Source organism: Kitasatospora sp. NPDC059803 (genome assembly GCF_042732255.1).
GTDB lineage: Bacteria > Actinomycetota > Actinomycetes > Streptomycetales > Streptomycetaceae > Kitasatospora.
The window spans coordinates 1-8,354 of the sequence record NZ_JBHWIJ010000348.1; the positions used below are offsets into that span (position 1 = coordinate 1).

The 8,354-nt window shown below is 73.4% G+C and carries 8 protein-coding genes; 5 read left to right on the forward strand and 3 right to left on the reverse strand.

All coding sequences use genetic code 11. The features are described 5' to 3' along the window. Positions 1 to 576 (reverse strand): LysR family transcriptional regulator (locus ACFV6I_RS34750; RefSeq protein WP_380429820.1); only part of this gene is annotated, 576 nt, incomplete at its 3' end. Positions 577 to 691: 115 nt separating this feature from the next. On the opposite strand from ACFV6I_RS34750, the gene bla reads away from it, so the two are divergent. Together bla and ACFV6I_RS34760 are read left to right on the forward strand one after the other, a co-directional pair. Then, positions 692 to 1,627 carry a class A beta-lactamase gene (gene bla / locus ACFV6I_RS34755; protein WP_380429823.1) on the forward strand — a complete coding sequence of 312 codons (936 nt, stop codon included), beginning with the start codon at positions 692 to 694 and terminating at the stop codon, positions 1,625 to 1,627. A 96-nt stretch (positions 1,628 to 1,723) separates the two neighbouring features. After that, positions 1,724 to 2,767, forward strand: a complete 1,044-nt coding sequence (locus tag ACFV6I_RS34760) for an MBL fold metallo-hydrolase (RefSeq protein WP_380429826.1) — start codon at positions 1,724 to 1,726, stop codon at positions 2,765 to 2,767. Between the two features lie 9 nt (positions 2,768 to 2,776). On the opposite strand, the gene ACFV6I_RS34765 is transcribed toward ACFV6I_RS34760, so the two are convergent. Beyond that, positions 2,777 to 3,295, reverse strand: coding sequence for a MarR family winged helix-turn-helix transcriptional regulator (locus ACFV6I_RS34765; RefSeq protein ID WP_380429833.1), 519 nt, complete (start codon positions 3,293 to 3,295; stop codon positions 2,777 to 2,779). 250 nt (positions 3,296 to 3,545) lie between these two features. Here ACFV6I_RS34765 and ACFV6I_RS34770 point away from each other — a divergent pair, with 250 nt between their 5' ends. Continuing rightward, complete coding sequence (locus ACFV6I_RS34770; protein ID WP_380429835.1) at positions 3,546 to 4,970, forward strand: MFS transporter; 1,425 nt, start codon at positions 3,546 to 3,548, stop codon at positions 4,968 to 4,970. Between the two features lie 191 nt (positions 4,971 to 5,161). On the opposite strand, the gene ACFV6I_RS34775 is transcribed toward ACFV6I_RS34770, so the two are convergent. Beyond that, positions 5,162 to 6,607 (reverse strand): DUF2079 domain-containing protein, encoded by a 1,446-nt coding sequence (locus ACFV6I_RS34775; protein WP_380429828.1) that lies wholly within the window; start codon positions 6,605 to 6,607, stop codon positions 5,162 to 5,164. A 130-nt stretch (positions 6,608 to 6,737) separates the two neighbouring features. Between ACFV6I_RS34775 and ACFV6I_RS34780 the strand changes: the two genes are divergently transcribed. Further along, positions 6,738 to 7,412 carry a response regulator transcription factor gene (locus ACFV6I_RS34780; RefSeq protein ID WP_063351942.1) on the forward strand — a complete coding sequence of 225 codons (675 nt, stop codon included), beginning with the start codon at positions 6,738 to 6,740 and terminating at the stop codon, positions 7,410 to 7,412. After that, on the forward strand, positions 7,405 to 8,354 hold a 950-nt coding region (locus ACFV6I_RS34785), incomplete at its 3' end, for a HAMP domain-containing protein (RefSeq protein ID WP_380429830.1). The genes ACFV6I_RS34780 and ACFV6I_RS34785, both read left to right, overlap by 8 nt.

Below are 8,354 nucleotides of genomic sequence, written 5' to 3' on the forward strand. Positions count from 1 at the left end.
CCGCCGCCGCCCGCACCGCCCCCCCCCCCCCCGCCCGGGGGGGGCGGCGCCGGGCCCGCCGGCGCCGCGCCCCCCGCCCAGCGGCTGGTGCAGGACCGGCCCGAACGCCAGCCCGGCGGCCGGACACGGGTGGCGGACGACGGCGACGTCCACCGTGTGCTGGGCGAGTTCGCGCGCCATGACCGCGACCGGCAGTTCCCGCAGTTCGAGCCGGGTGCCGGGGGAGGCGCTCTCGAAGTCGGTGAGCAGCGCGGCCAGGACGGCCGGCCCCAGCTCGGGCGGCACGGCCGCGCGCAGGGTGCCCGCCCGGCCGGTGCGCAGGTCGGCGGCGGTGGCGAGGAGGCGGGCGGTGCTCTCCAGCACCTCCTTCGCCTCCGCGAGCAGCAGCAGGCCCGCCGGGGTGAGTTCGACTCCGCGCGGGCCGCGGTCGAACAGGGTCACGCCGAGCTCGCGCTCCAGACGCTTGATCCGCTGGGAGAGCGAGGGCTGGGCGATCCGCAGGCGCTCGGCGGCGCGGCCGAAGTGCCGGTCCTCGGCGACAGCGCGGAAGTGGCGTAGGTGCCCCAACAGGTCCATGGCCAGCAATCATAGGCATTCTTATATCGATCTCTTCACCATAGTGGTCTTGGACTGGTGGCCCGTCGGCCTGTTTAGCTGAGGGTGACGACACGAACCACCTGGGAGACCACCGATGACGACTGCCCTCCGCCGCCCCCGTACCGTGCTGCCCGCCGTGGCCCTGCTCGCGGCCACCCTGCTGAGCGGGTGCGGCTCTGCGGGACTCAGTAGCCATGCGGGTGCCGGCACGCCCGCCGCGGTATCCAGCGCGATGCCTGCGGCAGATACGACGAGCGCTTCCTTCAAGGGGCTTGAGCAGCAGTTCGGCGCCCGCCTCGGCGTGTACGCGGTGGACACCGGCAGCGGCCGGGAGATCGCCTACCGGGCCGACGAGCGGTTCGCGTTCGCGTCCACGATCAAGTCGCTCGCCGCCGGCGCCCTCCTGCGCAAGGCCTCCGACGCGGAGCTGGACAAGGTGGTCGCGTACCGCCAGGAGGACGTGCTGTCGTGGGCGCCGATCACCTCGCAGCACGTTGCCACCGGCATGAAGGTGCGTGATCTGGCCGCCGCCGCGATCCAGTACAGCGACAACACCGCCGCCAACCTCGTCATGGCCGAGCTCGGCGGCCCGGCGGCCGTCCAGCAGTCGCTGCGCGACCTCGGGGACCAGACCACCAGCGTCGACCGCACCGAGCCCACCCTCAACGAGGCGACCCCGGGCGACACCCGCGACACCAGCACCCCCAGCGCCTTCGCCGCCGACCTGCGCCGCTACGCCCTCGGCGACGTCCTCGCGGAGGACCGGCGCCGACTGCTGACCGACTGGCTCGTCGGCAACACCACCGGCGCCCCGTACATCCGCGCGAGCGTGCCCACCGACTGGAAGGTCGGCGACAAGACCGGCAACGGCGGCTACGGCACCCGCAACGACGCCGCCGTCGCATGGCCCTCCGGCGGCCGGAGCCCGGTCGTGATCGTCGTCCTGTCCGACCGCGGCAAGGCCGACGCCACCTCCGACGACGCGCTGATCGCCCAGGCGACGAAGACCGTCGTCGGCGCCCTCGGCTGAACACCCCCGAGCAGCAACACCCCCGAACACCAAGAGCACCTGACCACCAAGAGCCCTGACCGCCAAGAGCGCCGACCACCAGGAGCCCCGACCGCCGTGATCCACCCCACCCGCCGGACCGCCACGGACGCCGACTTCACCAGACGCCGCTTCGCCCAGCTCGCCGCCCTGGGCATCGCCGCCGGAGCCGCGCCGATCGCCGCCTCGGCCCCGGCCTCCGCCTCGACCTCGACGTCCACCGACGCGAGTACGCCGTCCGCCTCCCGCCCGCACTACGACCGCGCCCGCCGCCTCGCCGGCGACGACCCCGTGCTGCGCGCCCTGGTGACGGCGCTGACCCCCGGCTCCGACCTTCCCCAACTGCCCGCGCCGGCGCCCGTCAAGCTGTTCGACAATCTCGTGTTCCTGAGCGCGGGTTGGGTCTCCGCGATGGCGGTGCTGACGGACGACGGCATCGTGCTGATCGACGCACTCACCTCCCCGGCCGACGCCGACGGCATCATCGTCCCCGGGCTGCGCGCGGTCGGAGCCGATCCGGCGGCGATCAAGCACGTCGTCCTCACCCACGGCCATTCGGACCACTTCGGTGGCGCGCAAACCCTCGCCGACCGCTACGGCGCCCGCGTGCACATGTCCCCGGCCGACTGGGACCTCCTCGCCCGCACCTGCCCGGCCGACGCCCCCGCCCGGGACCTCGACATCGCGGACGGCGAGCAGCTGACGCTCGGCGGCACGACGATCGAGCTGCACCACACTCCGGGCCACACCCCCGGCACCGTCTCGCCGGTCATCCCCGTCCGGGCCGGCCGCCGGCACCACAGCGCGATGCTGTGGGGCGGCCTCAACCCGCCCTCGACGGTGGAGGAGCTGCGCACCTTCCTCGCGCCCGTCCAGGCCTTCCGGGGTGTCATGCGCCGGGCGAACGTGGAGGTCGAGCTCTCCAACCACCCGAACGACCACGGCCTCGAACGCGCCGAACAACTGCGCCACCAGCCGCCCGGCGCCGCGAACCCCTTCCTCCTCGGCGGCCCCCGGACGCAGCGGTACATGGCGGTCATGGACGCGATGCTGCGCGGCCGGATCGCCGACGCCGAGGCTCCGACGGCCCGGGCCGTCGCGGCACCGCTCACCTGCTGCTGAGCGTCCGGATCATTCCCGACCGGGGGCGGACGTGCCGGGGGCGGACGTGCCGGGGGAGTGCGGCGCCTTCGAGTCCTGTTCCCCGAGGTGGGTGTCCAAGGCGGTGTTCAGGTCGGCCATGAACGCTTCGAACTGCTCCAGGAGCCGGGGCGGGTAGTTCGACATCGCGGCGTCGAGGCGGTGGGCGACCGGGTCGAAGAACTCCTCCGCCCGTTCCCGGATGTGCCCTCCGCCGCGCAGGGTGACGATGCGCCGGTCGGTGTGTTCACGGGCGCGGGTGATGTGTCCCGCGGCTTCGAGGCGGTTCAGGAGCGCGGTGGTCGCTCCTGTGGACAGGGAGATCCGCTCGCTGAGCCGTGCCGGTGACAGGGGGGTTCCGCGCTCCTCGGCGGCGGTGATCTGGAGCAGCGCGATGGCGTCGGTGGAGTGCAGGCCGAGCCAGGCGGCGAAGCGGCGGCCGAGCTCCGTGTAGTGGGTGCCGTAGATCCTCAGTGCCTCCGTCAGCCGCTCGCGCTGTTCCGCGACCATGTCGCGCTGTTCCGCGACCTTGTTGCGTTGTTCCGCGGCCTTGTCGCGCTTGGCCTCTTCCACGGGACCCTCCACCCTTGTCGTCCGCCGCGCGGTCACATCGGCATTCCAGGTTGACAACCTATCTCCATCATTTTACCTTCACTGTGAAATTACTTCACCATGGAGGTATCTGCTCGTGTCCGCCCCTGCCCCCACCCTCGGCACCACCACCGAGCCCTACCGATGGCGGTGGCTGATCCTGGCGGTCATGATCACGGCCGAGATCATGGACCTCCTGGACGCTTCGATCGTCAACGTCGCCGGCCCGGACCTGGAGGAATCCCTCGGCTCCGGCCCCGTCGGACTGCAATGGGTCATCGGCGGCTACGCCCTCACCCTGGGCGCCGGCCTGGTCCTCGGCGGCCGCCTCGGCGACCGGTACGGCCGGCGCCGGATGTTCCTGATCGGTCTGGCCGCCTTCACCGTGAGCTCGCTGCTGTGCGCGCTCGCGCCGAACATCGAGTCGTTGATCGCCTTCCGTCTGCTGCAGGGCACCGCCGGGGCGCTGCTGCTGCCCCAGGGCCTGGGCCTGCTGCGGGAGAACTTCTCCGGCCCCGAGCTCACCAAGGTCTTCGCGATCTTCGGGCCCGTCCTCGGTCTGGGCGGCATCATCGGCCCGGTCCTGGGCGGCTTCCTCATCGAGGGCGACTTCTTCCGCCTCGGCTGGCGATCGGTGTTCCTGATCAACCTGCCCACCGGACTCGCGGCCCTGATCGTCGCCGCGAAGTTCGTCCCCGACAGGGCGGGCAGCCGCACGGTACGGGTCGACATCACCGGCGCGGCCCTGATCGTGGCCTCGTGCGCCCTGCTCGTGCTGCCGCTGAACCAGGGACAGGAGGACGGCTGGCCGCTGTGGACCTGGCTGAGCATGGCCGCCTCCGTGATCGGCTTCGCCCTGTTCGCCCTTCAGCAGCGCCGAACGGCCGCCGCGGGCCGCGAACCGCTGGTGACCCCCGCCCTGCTCCGCAAGCCCGCCTTCACCGTCGGGCTCGGCGGCATCGCTCTGTTCTTCGGCGGGATGATCGGCACCCAGCTCGTCCTGACCCTCTACCTCCAGATCGGCAGGCACTTCACCGCAGGCGAGGCGGGACTGGGCAACCTGCCCCTCGCGGTGGGCACCGCGATCGGCGGCGCCGTCAGCGGCGCCTTCCTCGTGAACAGGATCGGCCGTGGCGTGCTCCAGATCGGACCGCTGGTCCAGCTCGCCGGTGCGGCCGCGCTGTGGTTCGAACTCGACGGCCTCGACACCGCCACCTTCTCCATCTGGGACGTCGTTCCCGGCACCGTCGTGGCGGGCATCGGCGCCGGCATGGTGATCGCCGCTCTGTTCAGCTTCATCCTCGCCGCCGTCGACGACCACGAGATCGGCTCCGCATCCGGAGTCCTGACCGCGGTCCAGGCGGTCGGCGGCTCCATCGGCGTCGCCGTCTTCGGCTCGGTCTTCTTCGACCAGGTCAGGACCGGCGACTTCACCACCGGCTTCCACCACGCGCTGATCGTCCAGGCGTGCCTGCTGGTGGCGTTCCTCGCCATCACCTTCCTCCTGCCCAGGGATGCCCGCCCCGACGAGGAGCAGCACGGCGCAACCCCCGAGGCCGCCACCGACCCCGGCACCAGGCACCTCACCGTCTGACGACGGGGCGGGAGACCGCGCCGCACCGGCGACCTGAGCGGCCAGGTCGGTGCCGAGACCCACGTGCACAACGACTACGCCACTGGCGGCCTGGAGCCGGCCCGGGTGGCCGGGGCCGGCTACCTGGTGCCTGCCGCAGCGCACGTGTCCTTCGCCCGCACCCCGGTGGCCGACGCTTCCGCAGGAGGCCGTCATTCCCGCGCGCCGAGGTGGTAGACGGTGACACCGCCGGCGCTCGCGACGGGACGGTAGCCGGCGGCGGGGAGGGCGCGAAGGGCTTCGGCCTCCTGGTCGGCGGGGAAGAGGCCGTCCCGCGGGTGGTCGGGGGCCGCGACCCAGTCGGGCTTCGCGCCGGGGCCTCCGGGGTAGTACGGGAAGAGGAAAACCCGGGTGCGGTCGGTGAGTTGGGGTGCGATGCCGTTGGCGGCCGCCACCTGCGCACCGTCCGGGATCACCCGCAGCACCCCGCGCACGGCGTCGGCCGTCGCGTCGCGCTGCCAGGTGGCGGGCCGGGCCAGCTCGGCGAGGGGGCGGAAGGGCAGGGCGGCGGCCGTCACCGCGAGCCCGACGGCCACGAGGCCGCAGGCCGTCCACCGCCGCAGGCCGTGCCGCGCGCGGAGCCGGGCCAGGGCGTCGGCGAGGGCGACGAAGATGATCGGCATCAGGACGGCGCCGTAGTGGAAGCCCGTCCCCCAGTAGGCGGGGTTGGTGGACCAGAACCGCCAGGCCAGGGTGGGGACCGCGAGCAGGATCAGTGGAGAGCGCAGGGCCAGGAACGCGGTGGGGGCCAGCAGCACGGCGACGGTCCCCCACTTCTGGGCGGGCAGGAGCAGCCTGGTCACGGGGTCGCCGGACGGACCGTCCACGTTGGACAGGTAGGTGTAGACGCCGTCGGGATTGAGGGCCGGGATGACGACCAGCACCACCAGCGCCACGGTGGCGGCGGCGAGCGCGACGACGGCCACGCCGAGTCGGCGGCGGCCGTGCCAGAACAGGTAGCAGCCGACGGCCACGACCGTCGCCGCCTGGTCCTCCTTCACGAGCAGCAACGGCAGCGCGCACCACGCGGCCGCGCGCCACCTCCGCAGCGTCAGCCGCTCCAGGGCGAAGGCCAACAGCGGTACGGCGAAGGCGATTTCGTGGAAGTCGAAGGCCACCGCCTGCTGCAGGCCGACCGACAGCCCGTACCCGACGCCGATGCCCGCGCCCGCCCACGGACCGGCCGCCCGCGCCGCCACCCTGGTCACCGGGACGGCGGACACGGCGAGCAGCGCCGCCTGGGCGACCAGCAGGGTCAGCGGGGAGGGGAACGCCCGGTAGAACGGTGCGAGGGTGGCCAGAATCGGGTGGAAGTGGTCCCCGAGCAGGTGGAACCCCGGCCCCTTCAGCTCGGAGACCGGCGCGCGGCCCTCGGCGTAGCCGCGGACGGCCTGCTCGAAGATTCCCAGGTCGAAGCCGGATGTGCGCAGGTGCAGATGGCGGGAGACGGACAGCGCGCCGTAGGCGGCGAACAGCACGGCGGCGAGCGCCCAGGGCAGCAGGGCGGTCCGGCCCGGCCGGGCCTGGGGCTGGGACTGGAGCTGGGGTTCGACCGTGGCGCGGGGTGCGCGGGGTGCGCGGGTCAGGGTCAGAGTCACGGGGCTCACCTCGCGGTAGGGCGGACGTGGGGCGACCCCCGAAGCGTCCGACCCGCCCTCTGAAGATCCGCTGAAAGAGCCTGAAAGCACTTTCAGGAACCGCGACACCCCCCGTGACATGCTGAGACGCATGCGCGTACTGGTGGTGGAGGACGAGACCCGGATGGCCGACGCCCTCCGGGACGGGCTCGAAGCGGAGGGCTACACCGTGGACGTCGTCCACGACGGCCGCTCCGGCCTCTGGTACGCGCGCACCGGCGACTACCGGGCGATCCTGCTGGACGTCATGCTCCCCGGCCTCAACGGCTACCGGGTCTGCGCCCAGCTGCGCCAGGAAGGCGTCACCACCCCGATCCTGATGCTCACCGCCAAGGACGGCGAGTACGACGAGATCGAGGCCCTGGACACCGGCGCCGACGACTACCTCGCCAAGCCCTTCTCCTACCCGGTCCTGGTCGCCCGGCTGCGGGCCCTGGTCCGCCGCGGCGGCGCCGAACGCCCGCCCGCGCTGACCGTCGGCGACCTGGTCCTCGACCCCGCCGACCGCTCCTGCCGCCGCGCCGGCACCCCGATCGCCCTCACACCCCGCGAGTACGCCGTCCTGGAGTGCCTGGCGGAACGCCCCGGCGAGGTCGTCGCCAAAACCACCATCCTCGACCAGGTCTGGGAGAGCGGCTACGAGGGCGACCCGAACATCGTCGAGGTGTACGTCAGCGCGCTGCGCCGCAAGATTGACGTCCCGTTCGGCCGGAACTCCATCCTCACCGTGCGCGGTACCGGCTACCGGCTGGACTCCCGTGGCTAGGCCGCCGCGGCCGCCCCGGCTGCTGCGCTCACTGCACTCACTGCGCTCGCTGCGGGCCCGTTCCGCCGCAGCGGCCGGCCTGGCCGCTGCCGCCGCCTTCACCACGGGCGCGTTCTGGCTCAGCCACAGCCTCTACGACTCCCAGTTGAACGACGCGAAGGTCGCCGCACAGGCCCGCCTCGACGTGGCGGTCGCGGACATGCGCACCGGCCACGTCCCGGCGAGCGGCCTGCTGCTCGGCGACCGCGTCTACGCCCTCGTCCTGGACTCCGGCCGGCTCCTGGAGGTCAGCCCCGACCTCGAACCCTTCCGTGCCCAGGTCGCCGCCCAGCTCACGCCGCTGCCCGAAGGCGGGCAGGTCTCCCGCACCCTCACACTCGACGCCCCCGTCCCCGCCACCGGCACCGGCACCGCGAACCGTCTGGCCCACCGCACCCTCCCCCTGTACGGGCAGAGCGCCGGCGGCATCGACGGCCGCGCCCTGCTGTCCGGCTTCGGCGAACCCGACCAGGGCGAGCGCACCGTCACCGCCTACCTGCTCGTACCGCCCTGGGACGCCGAACGCGTCCAGGAGTCCGTCCAACGGCTGCTGCTGGTCGCCGGGCCCTTCGCCGTCCTGCTGGTGGCCGCCATCGCCTGGGCGGTCACCGCCCGGGCGATGCGCCGGGTCGAGGCGATCCGCGCCCAGATGGCCTCCATCACCGCCCAGCACCTCGACCGGCGCGTCCCCGTCCCGCCCACCGCCGACGAGATCACCCACCTCGCCACCACCACCAACCAGACCCTCGAGAAGCTCGACCACGCCGTCACCGCCCAGCGCCGCTTCGTCGCCGACGCCTCCCACGAACTGCGCACCCCCCCCCCCCGCCCCCGCCCCCGCCCGGCGCGGGCCCGCCCCCCCCCCCCCCCCCCCCCCGGGGCCCCCCGCCGGCCCGCCCCCCC